The organism is Priestia megaterium, assembly GCF_023824195.1.
Taxonomy (GTDB): domain Bacteria; phylum Bacillota; class Bacilli; order Bacillales; family Bacillaceae_H; genus Priestia; species Priestia megaterium_D.
Genome location: NZ_CP085442.1, coordinates 3,876,424 through 3,891,831 on the forward strand (window position 1 = coordinate 3,876,424; position 15,408 = coordinate 3,891,831).

At 40.1% G+C, this 15,408-nt stretch carries 20 protein-coding genes, 1 pseudogene and 1 riboswitch; of the genes and pseudogenes, 5 read left to right on the plus strand and 16 right to left on the minus strand.

Annotation, left to right across the window (positions count from 1 at the left end; genetic code table 11):
- Positions 1-18: 18 nt before the first annotated feature.
- From LIS78_RS20140 to LIS78_RS20155, 4 genes and pseudogenes are all read right to left on the minus strand, one after another.
- Positions 19-249 (minus strand): annotated as a pseudogene (locus LIS78_RS20140) (DUF819 family protein); the annotation flags it as partial.
- 39 nt (positions 250-288) lie between these two features.
- Complete coding sequence (locus tag LIS78_RS20145; protein WP_195782123.1) at positions 289-855, minus strand: TetR/AcrR family transcriptional regulator; 567 nt, start codon at positions 853-855, stop codon at positions 289-291.
- A gap of 122 nt (positions 856-977) precedes the next feature.
- The gene (locus LIS78_RS20150) at positions 978-1,616 is read right to left on the minus strand and encodes a hypothetical protein (protein WP_195782122.1); all 639 of its coding nucleotides are present in this window, start codon (positions 1,614-1,616) and stop codon (positions 978-980) included.
- Positions 1,613-2,512 carry a LysR family transcriptional regulator gene (locus LIS78_RS20155; protein WP_195782121.1) on the minus strand — a complete coding sequence of 300 codons (900 nt, stop codon included), beginning with the start codon at positions 2,510-2,512 and terminating at the stop codon, positions 1,613-1,615. Before LIS78_RS20155 ends, LIS78_RS20150 begins: the two co-directional genes overlap by 4 nt.
- Positions 2,513-2,667: 155 nt before the next feature.
- Between LIS78_RS20155 and LIS78_RS20160 the strand changes: the two genes are divergently transcribed.
- The gene (locus LIS78_RS20160; RefSeq protein ID WP_013058643.1) at positions 2,668-3,417 is read left to right on the plus strand and encodes a sulfite exporter TauE/SafE family protein; all 750 of its coding nucleotides are present in this window, start codon (positions 2,668-2,670) and stop codon (positions 3,415-3,417) included.
- Between the two features lie 21 nt (positions 3,418-3,438).
- Here LIS78_RS20160 and LIS78_RS20165 read toward each other — a convergent pair whose 3' ends face one another.
- The 4 genes from LIS78_RS20165 to LIS78_RS20175 all read right to left on the minus strand — a co-directional run bounded on the left by LIS78_RS20165 (position 3,439) and on the right by LIS78_RS20175 (position 5,774).
- Entirely contained in the window at positions 3,439-3,933 is a 495-nt protein-coding gene (locus LIS78_RS20165; protein ID WP_252284262.1) for a GNAT family N-acetyltransferase, read from the minus strand.
- A 67-nt stretch (positions 3,934-4,000) separates the two neighbouring features.
- Entirely contained in the window at positions 4,001-4,642 is a 642-nt protein-coding gene (locus tag LIS78_RS20170; RefSeq protein ID WP_195782119.1) for an NAD(P)-dependent oxidoreductase, read from the minus strand.
- 174 nt (positions 4,643-4,816) lie between these two features.
- Positions 4,817-4,951, minus strand: a complete 135-nt coding sequence (locus LIS78_RS31490) for a hypothetical protein (protein ID WP_286676933.1) — start codon at positions 4,949-4,951, stop codon at positions 4,817-4,819.
- A gap of 160 nt (positions 4,952-5,111) precedes the next feature.
- Positions 5,112-5,774 (minus strand): MgtC/SapB family protein, encoded by a 663-nt coding sequence (locus LIS78_RS20175; RefSeq protein ID WP_252284263.1) that lies wholly within the window; start codon positions 5,772-5,774, stop codon positions 5,112-5,114.
- Between the two features lie 112 nt (positions 5,775-5,886).
- On the opposite strand from LIS78_RS20175, the gene LIS78_RS20180 reads away from it, so the two are divergent.
- Both LIS78_RS20180 and LIS78_RS20185 read left to right on the plus strand, forming a co-directional pair.
- Positions 5,887-6,696 (plus strand): class I SAM-dependent methyltransferase, encoded by an 810-nt coding sequence (locus LIS78_RS20180; RefSeq protein ID WP_195782118.1) that lies wholly within the window; start codon positions 5,887-5,889, stop codon positions 6,694-6,696.
- Between the two features lie 43 nt (positions 6,697-6,739).
- Positions 6,740-7,459, plus strand: a complete 720-nt coding sequence (locus LIS78_RS20185; protein WP_195782117.1) for a poly-gamma-glutamate hydrolase family protein — start codon at positions 6,740-6,742, stop codon at positions 7,457-7,459.
- Positions 7,460-7,510: 51 nt separating this feature from the next.
- On the opposite strand, the gene LIS78_RS20190 is transcribed toward LIS78_RS20185, so the two are convergent.
- Positions 7,511-8,020 carry a hypothetical protein gene (locus LIS78_RS20190; RefSeq protein ID WP_252284264.1) on the minus strand — a complete coding sequence of 170 codons (510 nt, stop codon included), beginning with the start codon at positions 8,018-8,020 and terminating at the stop codon, positions 7,511-7,513.
- Between the two features lie 21 nt (positions 8,021-8,041).
- On the minus strand, positions 8,042-9,445 hold the full coding sequence (gene pdxR / locus LIS78_RS20195) for a MocR-like pyridoxine biosynthesis transcription factor PdxR (protein ID WP_252284265.1): 1,404 nt from the start codon (positions 9,443-9,445) through the stop codon (positions 8,042-8,044).
- Between the two features lie 112 nt (positions 9,446-9,557).
- Here pdxR and LIS78_RS20200 point away from each other — a divergent pair, with 112 nt between their 5' ends.
- Positions 9,558-9,956 carry a GNAT family N-acetyltransferase gene (locus tag LIS78_RS20200; RefSeq protein WP_195782114.1) on the plus strand — a complete coding sequence of 133 codons (399 nt, stop codon included), beginning with the start codon at positions 9,558-9,560 and terminating at the stop codon, positions 9,954-9,956.
- 194 nt (positions 9,957-10,150) lie between these two features.
- Here the strand turns inward: LIS78_RS20200 and alaP are convergent, their stop codons facing one another.
- From alaP to LIS78_RS20215, 3 genes are all read right to left on the minus strand, one after another.
- Complete coding sequence (gene alaP / locus LIS78_RS20205; RefSeq protein WP_252284266.1) at positions 10,151-11,554, minus strand: alanine permease AlaP; 1,404 nt, start codon at positions 11,552-11,554, stop codon at positions 10,151-10,153.
- A gap of 315 nt (positions 11,555-11,869) precedes the next feature.
- Entirely contained in the window at positions 11,870-12,028 is a 159-nt protein-coding gene (locus LIS78_RS20210; protein ID WP_016765258.1) for a DUF1540 domain-containing protein, read from the minus strand.
- Between the two features lie 100 nt (positions 12,029-12,128).
- Positions 12,129-12,467 carry a hypothetical protein gene (locus tag LIS78_RS20215; RefSeq protein WP_195782113.1) on the minus strand — a complete coding sequence of 113 codons (339 nt, stop codon included), beginning with the start codon at positions 12,465-12,467 and terminating at the stop codon, positions 12,129-12,131.
- A 69-nt stretch (positions 12,468-12,536) separates the two neighbouring features.
- Positions 12,537-12,638: riboswitch (SAM riboswitch) on the minus strand.
- 121 nt (positions 12,639-12,759) lie between these two features.
- On the opposite strand from LIS78_RS20215, the gene LIS78_RS20220 reads away from it, so the two are divergent.
- Positions 12,760-13,056, plus strand: a complete 297-nt coding sequence (locus tag LIS78_RS20220) for a hypothetical protein (protein ID WP_075419375.1) — start codon at positions 12,760-12,762, stop codon at positions 13,054-13,056.
- A gap of 12 nt (positions 13,057-13,068) precedes the next feature.
- Here the strand turns inward: LIS78_RS20220 and LIS78_RS20225 are convergent, their stop codons facing one another.
- From LIS78_RS20225 to LIS78_RS20235, 3 genes are all read right to left on the minus strand, one after another.
- Positions 13,069-13,515, minus strand: coding sequence for a GNAT family N-acetyltransferase (locus tag LIS78_RS20225; RefSeq protein WP_195782112.1), 447 nt, complete (start codon positions 13,513-13,515; stop codon positions 13,069-13,071).
- 344 nt (positions 13,516-13,859) lie between these two features.
- Complete coding sequence (locus LIS78_RS20230; protein WP_195782111.1) at positions 13,860-14,300, minus strand: YozF family protein; 441 nt, start codon at positions 14,298-14,300, stop codon at positions 13,860-13,862.
- A gap of 109 nt (positions 14,301-14,409) precedes the next feature.
- A complete protein-coding gene (locus tag LIS78_RS20235; protein WP_195782110.1) occupies positions 14,410-15,399 on the minus strand; it encodes a glycosyltransferase family 2 protein in 990 nt (329 codons plus the stop codon).
- Positions 15,400-15,408: the final 9 nt, after the last annotated feature.

Below are 15,408 nucleotides of genomic sequence, written 5' to 3' on the forward strand. Positions count from 1 at the left end.
AAGGAGGCGTTTTTTTATTTAAAATGTTAAGTACCAATAGCCAAGTGCAAAGCCGATATAGTTACCAATAATATAGCCAAGCGTTCCCACTACCAAAATAGGACCAACCAAACTTCCCCATCCTTTAGCAATCGCCATTGCACTTGCTGTCGTAGGTCCCCCTACCGTTGCATTGCTCGCCAGTAAAATATGCTCTAAATCAATTTTAAATATTTTTCCTAAAAGCAGTCCCACTATTAAATTACTCATTAAAAAAAGCTTTCCACTCTAAAAGTGAAAAGCTTTTTTTCATTTACGAATTAGAACCGGAATCTGCTGCTGAATCTGCTGCAAAGGAGCGCTTGTTTTCTCTGTTAACGAACGCAAGATTCCGCCTTCTATCAGACAGTTAATTACAACTGCGAGCTCTCCTGCTTGCTTCTCTTGAAATCCGCTCTCTATCATTTTCTCTCTAAAAAGTCTTTCCCAATCTTGAAACGCTGCATAGCAGACTTCGCGAAGCTGCTCATTAATAAGCGCCGTTTCTCCAGCCAGCAGCCCAACAGGCATACCAGCAATACTTTCTTCGTGTTCAAACTGCTTGGACAATTCTTCAATAAAATACTGAATAGCCTGCGCTGCATCAGAAGATTGATTTAAGCTTTCTTTAATTTGAACTTGGACGTATTTATTCGTATATTGAACAGCGTGAATCGCCAGTTCTTCTTTCCCTTTTGGGAAATAATAATAAAGAGACCCTTTTGGCGACCCACTCTCTTTAATAATTTGATTTAATCCTGTTGCATGATAGCCTTGCAGCTGAAAAAGCCGCGATGCTGTTTCTAAAATCTTATCGCGCGCATTTGCTTTCTTCACAAAGACGATGCCTCCCCTATATAATAAGTGGTTTCTATAACACTATTTATCATATAAGGAAATGAAATTTTTGTCAAAATAAAGTGAATATTTTACCATTTATTTTTTCTATCTTTCATTCCTTATGACCTAATAATTGTTTTTCTTACTTCTTCCGCTAACGGTTGAAGAGGCGTAATAATACGGTCGCTTACCTCCGCCGCCGCTTCTACCATCGAGAGCTGCGCCACTGAAACAACAGTGTTATGCTCTTTTATTAGCTCATGTAAGACATGTTTCACCTTCTGTTTATACTTCTCTAGGTTTCCAGTCATTACTAGTTCAAAAGCACCTTCTATCACAACAGGGCGAACCTTTATCTTTACATTTTGATAAAATGCAAATTCGTCTAGACGCTTCATTGTTCCTTCTACGGTCTCCGGATTTGTAAATACGATAAGCTGCGGTTCTTCTATTTCACATATTCGGCGAAAATAAGGCTCATCGATTTTAATAATTGGAACATCGCTTGTAAATGCTTCTGGTAAAAGAGCAATGTAATTCGTACACGTAAGTAAAATGGCATCCGCTGAACATTCCTCCATCCACTTTAACTGCTTCTCTACTTCTGCAGCTGCTGACTCCGCTGCAAACTTAGGGTCGGTTGTTACCCGATGTACAAGTCCAGGGTCTACGAAATGCATACAGTTCGCAAACGGCAGCGCTTTTTCTATATAAGAGATGTTCGAATGATGAGCGTGCAGGCAAGCAATTTTCTTCATAGTTCTCCCCCCGTATGATGGTCTTTGAAATACTGAATTAAAAATTCCTGGAACTTCTTCGCAACAGGAGTTAAATATTTATCCTTGTTCCACGCAATCCCAATTACCCTTGAAGCTGTGTCTTCTTTGAGCTTTATTTTTTTAATGCCTCGCAAGTCCACTCCCTTTATTTCAGGAAGCAAAGCAACCCCTAAATGAGCCGCTACAAAACCAATCACCGTCAAAAATTCTTCTCCTTCAAACGTAATATTTGGCACAATTTCGGCTTCTTCAAACAGCTGATCAAAAATTGTTCGGCTTCCGTATCCTTTTTTTAACGCGATAAACGATTCATGAGCCAACTCTGAAATCGAAAGCACTTGCCTTGAGGCAAAAGAATGCGTATCAGGGACATACGCGTACAGCTCGTCTTTCCATAAATATTCCCACTGAATTCCTGCCCTAGATTCCGTTACGGAAGACATACAAAAATCAATTTCCCCCGTTTGAAGCTGATCGAGCATGATGTTCGTGGCGTTCTCAAAAATTTGAAATTGAACGTTCGGATACTCTTGTAAAAAAGCATGAACTAGTTTTGGGACAGACGAAGCGCCTAATGATTTTAAAAAAGCAAACGAAATACTGCCGCGGTGAGGGTGGATCAAATCTGAAAGCTCACGTTTAGCTTCTTCCATTTCGTTTAATACTTTAGCCGTTCGTTCGTAAAAAAGCCGTCCGTATCGATTTAAAATGACTTGTCTTCCTTTTCGTTCAAATAGCGGCACGCCAAGCTCTGATTCTAATTTAGAAATTGAGCGGCTGAGCGTAGGCTGTGCGATTGATAATTGTTCCGCAGCCTTTGTGAAATGTTCCGTTTGAGCTACAACATTAAAATATTCGAGCTGCTGCCATTCCATTTTTTCACATCCTTTACTCATTACATAATACTATCAATTTCATATAAATTATACATTGGACGTCATAAAAAATTCATGTTTAAATGAAGAACGTAGCACTTGCCGAAAATGTTATGTGTCTGCATAGAATAAGTGTTGAAAGAAGGAATTAGTTTATGGATGTTTCAATTGTTTTAACAATGTTAGCCGTCGGACTGATCTTAGGGTTTGTCGGAGCAGGCGGATCAGGTTTTATTATTTCAATTTTAACGCTGCTGTACGGCGTATCTGTACACGTTGCACTCGCAACGGCTCTTACCGCAATGATTTTCTCTTCTTTATCTGGCGCAGTCAGTCATTACCGCGAAGGTAACGTATCTTTAAAATCCGGTATCTCTGTTGGTATCCTCGGTGCATTAGGCGCTTGGATTGGGTCTAACCTTTCATCCTTTATCCCAGAAGGCGAGCTAAAATGGCTCACAGCCGGTATGCTTTTATTATCTGGCGTTTTACTTTGGCTGCGAATGTTTTTATTTTCCCGTCAGCAAAAAGAACGTACGATTCCAACAGGAGCTAAATTTGTCGTTTATTCTTTACTAATTGGCTTAATTACTGGTGCGCTGTCAGGAATGTTTGGAATTGGATCAACTCCATTTATCCAGCTTGGCCTTATGATGGTGTTAGGCTTGTCTATTCGCCAGTCGGCTGGAACGACTATGCTCGTTATTATTCCCATTGCCATCGGCGGAGGAATGGGCTATTATCAGCAGGGTTTTTTAGATATTCCGCTGTTGATCCAAGTAGTAGTCGGCACAATGGTCGGTTCATATATTGGAGCAAAGTTTACAAATCGCGTACCTGCTCCCGTATTAAAAACGTCCCTTGTAGCGCTGCCTATTTTCTCTAGCTTCCTACTTGTTATATAAGAAAAAAGCTTGAACTCTTGTTCAAGCTTTTTTTATGTCCATCTGATAAACAAACTGCTTTCCTTGGCTTCCAAAAATATGCCGGTTTGTATCCACAAAGCCGCTTCGGATGTACAGGTGCTGCGCGGTCGTGTTTTTATAGTTCACCCCTAGCACCACTTCATTTTTAGTCGGAAAGTGATGGTTGATAAAAGCAGGAAGAAATTTCAATGACTTTTTGCCAACTCCCTTTCCTTGATAATCAGGATGAATGGAATACGACCGTATTAAAAGCGCGCCGGAGCTTTTGGTATATTCTTTAACGGCTTCCCCTGCGTCGAGCACGAAAAAGCCGGCTAGTTTGTTTTCTGCCAAAATCAAAACGGGCGTTCTGTCCTTTTCCTGCTCACACTTAGCTAAGGATTCAGCGGGAAGTGCCGTATAAATAAGCTGCTCTTCAGGCAGCGTATAGCTATGTATAGATGACTCGTAGGCTTCACTATAAAACGTTAGTGCTACGTTTACTGTATTATCCATTCTATACCTTACTCCTTTTTCCATAGTATAACATGCACAAAAAAAGCCGCATAAAGCGGCTTTTCCTTTATCTAGCGTCGGATACAACGGTAAAGCGTTCGTTTACATGCTCTCCTCGCTCAATTTCATCAATGACTGCAATGGCATAATCAGCATAGCTGACATGGCTGTTTCCTTCTGAGTTTAAAATAACATGATCTTTCCCTGTTTTATAAGCATCCGTTCGTTTTCCTGAAGGATTAAAAAATGCTGCTGGGCTAATAAACGTCCAATTAATATCGCTTGTACTTTCTAAGTCTTTTAAATTTTGGGTTTGATTGTCAGCTGTCGCTTTGTATTCTTTTGGAAAATCAGGCGTATCCGCTAGACGCGTCGTTTTCTCTTCATCAACAAACAAACTGCCTGCTCCTCCTACAACAAGAAGACGAACGTCCGGAGCTTGTTTAAATACATGAATTAACGACTGCCCCGCTTCTACATGCAAATGTTCTTTTCCTTCAGGAGCTCCAAACGCATTCACTACTGCATCGAAACCTTCAATATCGTTTGCCGTAATATCAAAGATGTCTTTTTCCAATGTACGAACATCTTTTTCTTCTACTTTGCTCGCATCACGTACAATTGCCGTTACGTCATGCCCCCGATTTAAAGCTTCTTTCACGATAAAACTTCCTGCTTTTCCTGTAGCACCTACGACTCCAATTTTCATTTTAAAACCTCCAGTAAAATTCTCTATATTTAGGTATTAGCCTCTTTTTGCTCTGCTAAAACACGGCGAAACGGTTTAAGTAAGATAGTGAACGAATAAAGAGATTGAGACATAACGAAATCACTCCAATCTAAAGACGAACAAATGGGATAAATGAGTTAGTATGATCGTTTGTTACACCGTGGTTGATTTCCGTGCAAGGCTTCGCTTTCCGCAGGCGGCCGCTGAGCCTCCTCGTCGCTTGTGCTCCTGCGGGGTCTCACCCATTACGCTTTTCCCGCAGGAGTCTTTGCCTTGCCCTCCAATCAACCGCTAGAAGTACCTACATACACGAAACCTACGTCCTCCATCACCATAAAAAGATCCGAACGTGTTGGATTCTCAACTAAGAATCTCCATTCATCGTTCGGACCTTCCTTCAACTAAAATACGTTTGTCCCAGTCTCTTTTGAAAAAAATAAATGAGTGCTTATTCAATTTCAATAAATAACACGTGAGCCATAGAGTGAATGGATTTAATCAATTCTACTTTATTCCCTTTCTTTTTTGCCTTTCCTTTTATCTCTACAAAATAGAGCAGCTCACCTTGATGATGATCTCGGTGAATTTCGTAAGATGAAATCATAATATTTTCTCTTTCAATCTTATCAAGCAGCTCATAAATATCCTCTTGATTTGCTGCACGAAACTTAATTAAAATGGAATGAGTAGAAAGAGATGTAAACATTACGTTCAATATTTCTAAGCCAATCAGCACTAATATAGTTGCGCTAATGCCGACTGTATACATACCCGCCCCAATGGTTAAACCAATTCCCGACGTGGCCCATACGCCTGCGGCTGTTGTAAGCCCTCTAATATGCTGCTTTTGAATAATAATCATACCTGCTCCTAAAAAACCAATACCGCTTACTACTTGTGCTGCAACCCGGCTCGGATCAAGGGCCATATGATCTTGATGAAGCACATCTGAAAAGCCATATTTTGAAATTAGCAGAATCAGCGTGCTACCGACAGCAACTAAAAAATGAGTTCGAAAGCCCGCTTCTTTTGCTCTAAATTCTCTTTCTAATCCAACCAAAGCTCCTAACAGACCTGATAGGGCTAGACGACTAATAAAAGCTGCGGTCATTTTTCCTCCCTCCTTTCTCTTCATCTTCATTTTTTCATAAATGCACCTATTAACTATTTCTATTTTTGTTATAATTTACTATAACTAATTTTTGAAGTGGAGGCTAATCAAAGTGGATAAAGTTATCGATTATTACAGCAGGTTTGATGAGTGGGGGAGATTAGAACGCGAGCCTATTGAGTTTCAAGTAAACTGGCATTTTATAAAAAAACACCTTCCTCCTAGCGGACATATTTTAGATAACGGTGCCGGACCGGGAAGATATGCCTTAAAACTAGCAGAAAACGGCTACGAATTAACTCTAACTGATTTGACGCCTCATTTAGTTGAAACAGCTAAAGAAAAGGCTTTAGAACGGCAAGTATACAATGCATTTCGTGATTTTCACGTGGCAGATGCTCGGAACCTTCAATGTTGCCTGGATGAACAATTTCATGCGGCACTGATGCTTGGACCAATGTATCATTTGCAGAAGAAACAAGATCGCATTCAAGCTGTCCGAGAGCTGTATCGAGTCACAAAGCCAGGCGGAACTGTCTTTATTTCGTTTATGCCTCGTGTTCAGCACGTCATTTCTTCTTTAACGTCCCCGGAGCGTTTAAAACCAAACAACACGGCAAAAGCGCTTCATGATTTCTATGAATCTGGCTGTTTTGATCATGCCGAAGAAGGACGGTTTACTCACGCTTATTACACTAAAATTGAAGATGTTATTCCTTTTTTAAAGGAGCATGGCTTTCAATGCGTCGAGCTAATTGCCTCCAACGTCGCTTCATCCGTTAACTCAGAGGAATGGACGTACTGGCAGAAAACGTCTCCTGAAGAAATGAACAGCATCGTTCAGCTGCTTATTAAGCACGCATCGAGTCCTCATCACCTTGGACTGTCTTCTCATTTACTTTATATCGGGCGAAAAAATTAATAATCACCTCTACCTATCATAGGATAGATAGAGGTGATTATTAATGAACCGTTTATTCAAATGGAGTACGAGCATTTTGCTATGTTTGATGTACTGCTTTGTGATTCCCCTTCCCTCTTATGCAAGCGGTGACTCTTACTCTTCCTATGCAGAACTGCAGCAGCACGAGATTCTCCATCAAGACTACGATATTCGCTACGAACAGCGCTTTAGCTATTTATCCATTATGGCCATTCACGGCGGAGGAATTGAACCAGGTACATCAGAAGTTGCCAAAGAACTCGCCGATCGCTTTTCCGCTTCTTATTATTTATTCGAAGGCATCAAATCAAGCAACAACGGAGTTCTGCACATAACCTCAGAAAACTTTGACGAACCCACTGCTAGAGGAATGGCTCAGCAAAGCATGTCCGTTTTGACGATTCACGGCTATAGCGGCAGCCAGCCTATCGTATATGTAGGCGGAAAAAATCAGCTTTATAAAGAGCTGGTGAAGCAAGCGCTGCGCAAAAACGGCTTTACAGTCCGTGACGCTCTTTCTGACATAGCTGGAACAAGCGAACAAAATATTGTAAATGATAATCTGCTAAAATCCGGAGTGCAGCTTGAACTTACAGCCGAACTAAGAAAATCTTTTTTTATAAACCACGACTGGTCGAGAAACAACCGCATGAATGTAACGCCGCTTTTTCATACATTCGTATCTTCCTTACAAGAAGCCTCTTCTTCCTATCAAACTTTTCTTTACCTACAGATTCACTAATTTTCACAAGCTTTCGATTTTCAGACAAAAAAACCAGCGCAGTCTGTGTAATCAAACGCGCTGGTTCTTATCTATTTCTCTTGCTAAAATAGACCGTTTAAAGCCTTTTTGTTTAAAGAACTCTTTAATTTCACTTGGACTTTGATAAGAAAGACGGACTCGATAGTAGTTGATATACTCAATCCAAACAAACGCATAAAGGCCAAGAAAAAACGCTAACCCTTTTAATCCATAGCGTATGCAGTGATAGATAAATACACCTAGACCGATCGCGAGAAGGATTTTATTTACTTTCTTAAAAAATAGAAACAGCTGAATGTAGCTGGAAGGCAAATGAGAATCTTTTTTTTGGCTCAGCCGCTTCCATTTCCAAAACCAGTACAGGCTTCCTTGAAGCAGTATAAACTCAAGAAAGATAAAGACATACAGAGTAGAGAAGATTGTTAAATAAAAAGCAAGATGCGGAAACGCTTTTATATACCATATCCACAGTACGGCGAACAGTAAAGCTGACGTCAGCTCTCCCGTCCACAAACCGAATAGCTTTTTTTTGACTTTCATACAGATACCTCCACCCTATTCTTAGTGGACGAACCAAGCTTTAAACAGCGAGTCTACGCCCGTTTTTATCTCTTCGTCAGACAGTCCCGCAAATCCAAGCAATACATAAGGCGTCTTGTTTTCATCGGTACTATGATAATAAATCGACGTTGGATAAACCGTTACCTCTTGCTTGGCAGCTGCTTCAATTAGTTTCTGTTCACTCATGCCGTTTTTTACCTTCAGAAGAATATGCAAGCCAGAATGTTCTCCAATAACATCTACACGTTCTCCCATAATAGTAGTCAAGCAATCTAGCAGCAGCGCTTGTTTTTTGCGGTATGTTGTTCTCATTTTATTCAAGTGACGCTCCCAGTGTCCTTCTTTCATAAACAGAAAAAGCGTATACTGATGAAGTCTTGAAACAGGCTGTTTAAAAAGTCCACAGTGCTTCACATAGCTTGCAAGAAGCCGATTTGGCAGCACGGCATAACTTATTCGAAGAGAAGGCATCAGCGATTTTGAAAACGTACCTGTATAAATAACGCGATCGTCCCGGTCAAGTCCTTGAAGTGCCGGAATGGGTTTTCCTTTATAGCGAAATTCTCCGTCATAATCATCTTCTATAATATAGCCGTTCGTTTCCTTCGCCCATTCTAATAATTCAAGCCTTCTTGCAATCGGCATGACCATACCAATAGGAAATTGATGAGACGGGGTAATATACACCGCATCCGCTCCGCTTTCTTTCAGTTCCTTCACTTTCAAGCCAGAATCATCAAGAGAAATAGGGACAACCGACATACCTTGTTTTTGAAAAACGTGCCTCGTTCGGTGAAAGCCTGGGTTTTCGAACCCAATTATTTTTTCTTTCCCCAGAATGACAGAAAGCAGCCACATGAGATACTGCGTACCTGCCCCTATCAGAATCTGCTCTGGTGTACAGCGCACTCCTCTTGAATGGTAAAGGTACGCTGCAATTTCTTGGCGAAGAAGCAGTTCTCCCTGCGGATGTCCGCTATAAAAAAGCTGGCTTTCCTCATGATAAATAGCTTGCACCGTTAGCTTTTTCCACGTGTTATACGGAAATTTTTCTACATCTATCTTTCCATGGCTAAAATCAATGGCAGCCGTTTTCCGTTCTTCTTGCGGCAAAGAGAAATAGGCGGGAGGCTGTTCTTGAAGCACTACTTCATTTTTTATCTCTTTTACAAACGCTCCTTTTCTAGCTAGTACCTCGATATAGCCCTCTGCTTCTAACTGTATATAAGCTGCTTCAATTGTATTTTGGCTAATGCTTAAATGAAGAGCCAGCTTTCGTTTAGAAGGCAGTTTTTCATGAGGCGGAATGGTACCTTTTTGAATTTGTTTCTTTATGTAGATATAAAGCTGCATGTATAAGGGATCTGCTTTTCTTTTATCAAGCAAAGGCATTAACTCTAACATGGTGTTCTTTCCTTTCTAACTGATACTATCAAATTTACTATTTCTGACACTTACTTTCAGTTCAGTTTCTTCCTATACTGGACTATATCTTATAACTTAAGGAGATGACACAATGACCATCACTTATAAAACCAACGTCGCAATCCGTGCCCAACAAGCCGCTGAAGTGTTTGTACATTCAGGTATTAAACGTCCTGCACAAGATCTTAATCGTATTCAAAGAATGCTTGATCACGCTTCTCTTACCATTACCGCTTGGAGCGACAGCGAACTCATTGGCATAGCCAGAGCGTTAACAGATTTTAGCTACTGCTGCTATTTATCAGATTTAGCGGTCGTAAAAGACTATCAAAACCAAGGAATTGGTACACAGCTCATCAAGCATGTTCAATCAGAAATCGGCGAAGAAACCGCGCTGATTTTACTTTCCGCTCCTTCTGCTATGAACTACTATCCAAAAGTCGGCTTTCATCAAATTGATAACGGATTTAAAATTGACAGAATTCGATAGAAGCGAAGAAATGAGCTTCTCCTTTCTTTTTATCCAATAACTCATGAGTTCTCCTTTATAATTAAATAGTACAGAATAAATAGAATATTTTCTACATTATTTATACGTACCAATGATCCCTTAAAATAAACTAAGCCTTCGCGTATAAACTGATGATAAAAAAAGACCTCTTTCCAAGAAAGAGGTCTCTTCATTTATTTCACTAGCTTTTGCTCAGCTGCAGCTGAACCTTGACTTCGTTTGTGGAATCCTTTTGCATAGTACGCGATAATAAGACCGATAAACCATAATGGTCCGATGACAACTGCAATTCTAGTATCTGGATTATATGCCATGAGAACCACCACCAGCGCTAGAAACGCAAGTGACACATAAGATGTTAACGGAAATAAAGGCATTTTATATTTCAGCTTTGCCTCTTCGCCTTTTTTTAACTTTTTGCGATACTTAATTTGAGAAAGCAAAATAATTCCCCATGTCCAAATCGCACCGAATGTTGCAATGCTTGTTACCCACGTAAATACTTTTGCAGGCACAATGTAGTTTAACGCTACTCCCACTAATAAAGCACCCGCTGATGCTAAAACAGCTTTTCCCGGTACGCCGCCTTTTGTAAGCTGGCCGTATCCTTTTGGCGCTTCTCCGTGCTCTGCTAAGTTAAACAGCATACGGCCTGTACTAAAAATACCGCTGTTACAAGAAGAAAGAGCTGCTGTTAGCACGACAAAGTTAATGATACCAGCCGCCGCTGGAATGCCGATTTTTTCAAATGTTAATACAAACGGGCTTCCCTGTGAACCAATTTCTTGCCACGGATAAATCGACATAATGACAAATAATGCACCAACGTAGAAAATAAGAATACGCCAAAAGACAGAATCAATTGCTCTTGCTAGAGATTTTTCCGGATTTTTCACTTCTCCCGCGGTAACGCCGATCATTTCAATTCCTAAATACGCAAACATGACCATTTGAAGGGACAGCAAAATACCTTTGAATCCGTTCGGGAACAGTCCGCCGTTGTCCCACAAGTTTTTAATACCAGTCGCAACGCCGCCGTTGCCGATTCCAAACACAATCATTAATAATCCAACGGCAATCATTAACACAATCGCTAAAATTTTAATAAGTGCAAACCAAAATTCCAGTTCACCATATGCCTTAACAGCTAAGAAGTTAACCGTTGTCATGATAACAAGCGCCGATAACGCCCAAATCCAGTTTGGTACATCCGGATACCAATACCCCATATAAATACCAACGGCTGTAATTTCAGCCATACATGTTACAACCCATAAAAACCAGTAGTTCCAACCTGTTAAATAACCAGCAAGCGGCCCTAAATAGTCGCGCGCGTACTTACTGAATGAACCTGCAACAGGTTTTTGAATCGCCATTTCTCCAAGTGCTCTCATAATAAAAAACATAATCATTCCGCTAAATCCGTACGCCAATAATATTCCTGGCCCTGCTAATTTAATAGCAGATGCAGATCCAAGAAACAGCCCTACCCCTATGGCTGCTCCTAAGGACATCAGCGTCACATGTCTTTCTTCTAACCCGCGTTTCAATTCTTTCCCCTGAGTTTTCCCCTGCATAAACGTCTCCCCTTTTTCCAATCTGTCAAAACGAGATGAACACAGCCTTTTTGTTAGCGCTTTCATATGAGTTTGTGCTAAAAGACAGCTAGGCTGTATATTTGTATTCTATCACCTTTCTCTCACTTTTCTTTTGTCGAAAAACAAAAAAATTATCTTATCATTTTGTTTAAATGTACAATTAGACGTAGACACTGCTATTTTAATATGTATTTATTATTGCACCTAAGTAATAGTATTTTAAAAAAATAGAAAAACGCCGACTCAACTCCGTCAGCGCATCGTTCATTTTATGCTTTTTATAAAAACTAGCATTTATCTCGCGGGTTCAAAAGTTTTACAGCCAGGTTCTTCCGTTTCAGAAACATGGTGACTACTTTCAGGACTCACAACGTAAATGGACTCTGCACTGCATTTATTTCCAGATTTCCAATACATGCACTCATTCACTTCACATAATACACCTTGGGCCACTGTTATCCCTCCTTTGCTTGTCTTATCTATTTACTACCCGAAATATAACGATTCTAACATTTTCACGCAAAAAAACCGCTTGTTTATCAAGCGGATCTTTTTATTGCGTGTGTTCAACATACTGTTTTTTAGCTAAATATAACTCACGGCTCAGCGTGATCCGCCGTTCTCTCAAGTGCCTTAATTTAGCCTGAAATTGTTCGTTAGTTGGCTCTTCTTGAATCAAGCGATACGTAAAAGAAATATCTTCATTTAACTGTTTAAAATCTTCCCATATCTCTTGAACTAGGGCGGATTGTTTTTCTTCAAATGAACGATTTTGCTGCGTTTTTAGCGCGGCTAAGATTTCCTGCTGCCACGTTTCGTCTTTTATTTCTTTTGCTAATAAGTATAGATCTAAATAATCATCAATGCATAAAGCCGTTTGTATATTGTTCAATGTCATCACCTTTTCTATACGAAATGTTTCTTCCTAAGAAGAGGGTTTCATCATAGAAAAAGATTCCTCTCCTTATCTGTCAGAGCTAGGCTATGCTGGAATTAGCACCATTCAATAATTGTGGTTGCTGAGGCTTCAAAGGGCCAGTCCCTCCACCTCTCTAGATAAGAATATTTCGTTTTTAAATTATTTCTGACTATTCTAATATGTTTTATAGGTTATGTCAATAGCTTTTCAATAAAAAGAAAAAAGAAGTAAAATATGGTATGCTTTCATAAAGGATGGTGAGCACATGAAACGATATATGTTATCTGCTTTTTTGGGAAGCTTGCTGCTGCTTCTCAGCATTGCCTTTTCATCTACTTTCCATATTGCAATTGTCAAAACAACCGGAAGCATTGGAGGGATTATTTTAGCAGCGGCGGCTTTGATTATGAACGCGCTTGAAGATCCCCCCTCCTCCGATAATACAGGTGGAGGAGCCGTTGAAGTACTAGATAAAGGCGCCGTTTGGGCTACTTATTTACTTTTACTTTCATTACCAAACCTCATCGCATGTATAACATCTTATGTTTTATGGACTCGCTGACATTCACCAACGTTACGGACGTTTTACCACCTGCAGGCTCATTGATATTTGTTTATCTACAAATCCAAGTTCACGATACACATGCTGTGCAAAATTCCCAGCATGAACGCTGAGTCTGATTTCAGGATATCCTTTGATAGACAATTCATTGATTGCTTTTTGCATTAACGGCTTGGCTAGACCTTGCCCGCGGTATTCTGTTACAACATATAACTCGTAGATAAAGCCAATTTCTGCTTTTGAAAAAAAGTCGGCAGATGGACCGACAAGAACCCAGCCTGCGAGTTTATTTTCTTGTCTAGATACTAAATAATAACACCCTTTTTTAAGGGCATCATCAATTAGTTCATTTACGCGTTCAGTTGACGGTTGAAACTGATGCGTTGTTCCTTCAAACAGCGCATCAGCAGATTTCATCCGAATTTCCTGTATTTCTTCTTTAGTAGCTTTTGCAATCATTACGGATCTCTCCTTTCGTGTTCGTTTTCTACATGCACAAATGAATTCCTGCAAAAAAAGATCTGGGACATAACTACATCAATCCACTCGAAAGATGAACAAATGGGATACATGATCTCGTATGGATCGCTTGTTATACCGCTGTCGATTTCCGTGCAAGACTTCACTTTCCACGGGCGGGCGGTGAGCCTCCTCGTCGCTTGCGCTCCTGCGGGGTCTCATCCCTTCCGCTTCTCCCGCAGGAGTCTTCGCCTTGCCCTCCAATCAACTGCTAGAAGCCACTACATACATGAAATCTACGTTCGGATTTCCCTTCAATAAAACTACTTTTGCCCCAACCTCTTTTATTTAAATTCAAAATGCTCTTGATGATTACCTTGTTTGTCCGTCCAGTTAATCATGATGTCTAAGCTTGCTGCTTTTCCAGGAACAGCAAAATTCGCATAGCGAAAACGCTGACCGCTTTTGCTTAAATTAGACCTTTCAACAGGAGAAAACAAGCTGTATTTCGCCTTATTTTTTCCTTCGTGCCGAAAAGCTTGAACCTGCACGCGCTCTACGTCTTTTCCAATATTTTCAACGGTTAATCCATATGTATGATAGACGTTATTTTTCCACTTTAGCTGATTATCTCCCGTCATGCTCGCTTTTGTCAGTTCAACCGACCATTGTTCAGATGATTTCTTCATTGGAAGCTTCTCAATCGAAAGAGCGCTGACATGAATGGCTGCAAAAGCAAGCCAAACAAAACAAAAAGTGCTGACTGTATAAAATAGTCTTTTCATAGATTTTGATCTCCTTAGAAATTTTAGTAGTAGCATCTCCTGTTCACTTAAAAATTATGATAAACGCCTTAACAAAAAAAGCCTCTCCATTTAGGAGAAGCTTCTTAAATTAATGCATAAGCAAATCTTTTTGTTTGTCTAATGAGTGTTTTGTATATAAATCTCTTTCAATCGCATATTTAGGACGCTGTTTCACTTCGTTGAAAATCTTGCCAATGTATTCTCCGACAAGACCCACTCCCATTAGCTGCAGGCCGCCTACAAGCCAAATCGATAAAATAAGAGACGTCCAGCCGATTTGCGTATGATCTAAATATTTTTGAATCAGCGCATAAATACCAAACGCAATACTAAAGAGAAAAGAAGCTCCTCCAAGCAGCGTCAATAAGCGTATCGGCGCTACGCTAAAAGATGTAATCCCATCAAATGCAAAAGCGAGCATTTTCTTTAGCGGATATTTTGATTCGCCCGCCGTCCGTTCTTTGCGGTCATATGTGACTTCCGTGGAGCGAAATCCTACTAACGGTACAAGGCCTCGTAAAAAAACGTTTCCTTCTTTATATTTCATGAGTTCGCCAAGAGCACGTTTGCTCATGAGACGAAAATCAGCGTGATTTTGAACGAGCTGAATTCCCAGCTTATTCATAAAACGGTAAAACCCTACTGCCGTAGTTCGTTTAAAAAATGTATCGGTTTCTCTGCTGTCTCGAACACCATATACGACTTCATACCCGAGCCAATATTTCTCTACAAAAGTACGAATAACGTTGATATCATCTTGCAAATCTGCGTCAATGGAAATGACGCAGTCAGATTGCTTATGGGCTGCTTCTAGTCCTGCCAGCAAAGCATTTTGATGTCCTACATTTCGCGCTAGCTTTAACCCTTTTACAAATAAATTACTGCAGCTTTCTTTTTCAATAAGCGACCACGTGCTGTCTTTGCTTCCATCGTCTACAAATAGAATGGTACTTTCACTTGATACAAGACGTTCATTTATCAGTTCTTTTACTACAGTAGTTAATTGAAAAGATGTTTCTGTGAATACTTCTTCTTCGTTGTAACATGGAACAACAATCGTTAAAATAGGTCTGTTCATGTTATTGCC

Bases quoted from the DNA above. Each gene is read 5' to 3' on its own strand.
- LIS78_RS20150 (WP_195782122.1), bottom strand. From the start codon at position 1,616: ATGAAGAAAATTGCTTGCCTGCACGCTCATCATTCGAACATCTCTTAT.
- LIS78_RS20155 (WP_195782121.1), bottom strand. From the start codon at position 2,512: ATGGAATGGCAGCAGCTCGAATATTTTAATGTTGTAGCTCAAACGGAA.
- LIS78_RS20160 (WP_013058643.1), top strand. From the start codon at position 2,668: ATGGATGTTTCAATTGTTTTAACAATGTTAGCCGTCGGACTGATCTTA.
- LIS78_RS20165 (WP_252284262.1), bottom strand. From the start codon at position 3,933: ATGGATAATACAGTAAACGTAGCACTAACGTTTTATAGTGAAGCCTAC.
- LIS78_RS20170 (WP_195782119.1), bottom strand. From the start codon at position 4,642: ATGAAAATTGGAGTCGTAGGTGCTACAGGAAAAGCAGGAAGTTTTATC.
- LIS78_RS20175 (WP_252284263.1), bottom strand. From the start codon at position 5,774: ATGACCGCAGCTTTTATTAGTCGTCTAGCCCTATCAGGTCTGTTAGGA.
- LIS78_RS20185 (WP_195782117.1), top strand. From the start codon at position 6,740: ATGAACCGTTTATTCAAATGGAGTACGAGCATTTTGCTATGTTTGATG.
- LIS78_RS20190 (WP_252284264.1), bottom strand. From the start codon at position 8,020: ATGAAAGTCAAAAAAAAGCTATTCGGTTTGTGGACGGGAGAGCTGACG.
- pdxR (WP_252284265.1), bottom strand. From the start codon at position 9,445: ATGTTAGAGTTAATGCCTTTGCTTGATAAAAGAAAAGCAGATCCCTTA.
- LIS78_RS20200 (WP_195782114.1), top strand. From the start codon at position 9,558: ATGACCATCACTTATAAAACCAACGTCGCAATCCGTGCCCAACAAGCC.
- alaP (WP_252284266.1), bottom strand. From the start codon at position 11,554: ATGCAGGGGAAAACTCAGGGGAAAGAATTGAAACGCGGGTTAGAAGAA.
- LIS78_RS20220 (WP_075419375.1), top strand. From the start codon at position 12,760: ATGAAACGATATATGTTATCTGCTTTTTTGGGAAGCTTGCTGCTGCTT.
- LIS78_RS20225 (WP_195782112.1), bottom strand. From the start codon at position 13,515: ATGATTGCAAAAGCTACTAAAGAAGAAATACAGGAAATTCGGATGAAA.
- LIS78_RS20230 (WP_195782111.1), bottom strand. From the start codon at position 14,300: ATGAAAAGACTATTTTATACAGTCAGCACTTTTTGTTTTGTTTGGCTT.
- LIS78_RS20235 (WP_195782110.1), bottom strand. From the start codon at position 15,399: ATGAACAGACCTATTTTAACGATTGTTGTTCCATGTTACAACGAAGAA.